Raw genomic sequence first — 1,710 nt, 5'->3', positions numbered from 1 at the left:
TAGTCTAAAAACTAGTATTAAGACTATCACTTAAATAAGTGATACTGGTTGTCTGGAGATTCAGGGGGCCAGTCTATATGGCTTCACCCGTGTTAATATCCTGGATAACTGTGTTTGAAGGATTTCTGTTAATAATCTGCTCCTGCAACTCACCTGATGAGTATTAGTGGTAATACATAATCTTACTCGTAAAAGAGTATACCTTATGTCATTAAACAGTCTTCCGGCGTGTTGTTCAATCCTGTACCTCTGTTACTTATCTGGTACGTTGATATGTGTAATGCTACGTTAATTGCAATATCTGGTTATGGCTTTATACCTTCAGCATTTAAAATATTTTATTACCGGAGAAACAGGGAAGTGGAAAGACTTTCGGGATAATGTCAGGCCATTCTGACGTTAATCACAGTACCAAATAACGAGAGGGTAATGGAAGTTAAAACCTGCGTAAGTTCCTCTGTTGTTCACTGGAAAAAGTGATTGCCCACACGCGTTATAAAGGCCTTTCCGCTGCAGCCTGGTTAACAGAGCTTCAGGCGTTATATGCGCTGTATGGCTGTTACGTATGCTGTTCTTTGCCTGGTTCTGATACCCGTGGAAGTCGTTACCGGAGGAAACACGTTCACCCTACTACCTGAGAACATCTTCTTCAAAAATTACGGCAACGCTTCTTCCTGTGTTACAGAACACGAGGAAGAAACATGCAAACTTATAACACCAATCCCGCTTACGAAATGGCTCCCCAGCTCCTGGAGCACTTTAACCAGCATCTGGATTCATTATTCGGGGTCTATTCGAAACTGTTACCGTTCAGAATGGATTTTGCTTACCGAAAAAACACCCTCAGCTACAGATGTGCCTGCAGGTACGCCATGTGCGCGGAGATGCTGCAACTGATTAACGAGGTGGGAGAGAAACTGGTCGGGTATGCCTGGGTGATGGAATATACAGAACGTAAAGGGCTTCACATTCATTTTGTGGGCTATCTGAACGGCCAGAGCCACAGGAGTTCGTATCTGGTATCCAGATTGATGGGAGATATCTGGAGGCGGGTTACCGAGGGTAATGGTTACTACCACTGGTGCCGGTTTAATAAAAATTATCCGGTAAACATTAACCACGTCATTCACTATTCAGATCACAAAGCGGTGAATGATTTACGCTATGCCATCAGCTACCTGGCCAAACGGGAACAGAAAGAATGTGGCATCATCCTGAAATGCAGCGGGCTTCCTGAAAAAAGTAACCGGGGTCGACCACGACTGGACAGCCCCCTGCCGGGGATATGTGCTCTGGTGTAAACCCCTGAACGACAAGTACGGGCTGGCGCTAATCTTTGCTGTCGGTTCCGGCGGCCACTTCAGCGGCACTGCGCATTTTTTACGGCGTGGTCATTCCGTATGAACCATACGGAGATTTAACCATGACACATTCTTTACCATTCCTTCCGGCAACCGATACAGCACATCCCCCAATCTCCATCTCTGCTTACTGACTGTTTTTTACGTCAGTGGGCCATTGTGTGACAACCACAGTGCTGTAACAGCAACCAGCCTGCTTTACCCAAACTCCAGTCCAGATTTTAACTGAACCGCCATTCACACCCTGACCACGCTGCCCGTACCGGGACGGCTGTTTGAAGTGGTCAACAAAAACTGGCCACCGAGTTAGAGTTTTTCCAGTATCGATTTTCCGATTCGTTTGGGGGTA

1 protein-coding gene is annotated in these 1,710 nt (G+C 46.0%); it reads left to right on the top strand.

Annotation, left to right across the window (positions count from 1 at the left end):
* Positions 1 to 701: 701 nt before the first annotated feature.
* A complete protein-coding gene (locus ABZJ92_RS21785) occupies positions 702 to 1,301 on the top strand; it encodes a YagK/YfjJ domain-containing protein (RefSeq protein WP_001195464.1) in 600 nt (199 codons plus the stop codon).
* Positions 1,302 to 1,710: the final 409 nt, after the last annotated feature.

Origin of the sequence: Shigella sp. FJ200513, from assembly GCF_040495915.1 — a bacterium.
Taxonomy (GTDB): domain Bacteria; phylum Pseudomonadota; class Gammaproteobacteria; order Enterobacterales; family Enterobacteriaceae; genus ECMA0423.
The sequence above is the reverse complement of the archived record's forward strand: the minus strand, read 5'-3'. Positions and strand labels throughout refer to the sequence as shown.

Bases quoted from the DNA above. Each gene is read 5' to 3' on its own strand.
- ABZJ92_RS21785 (WP_001195464.1), top strand. From the start codon at position 702: ATGCAAACTTATAACACCAATCCCGCTTACGAAATGGCTCCCCAGCTC.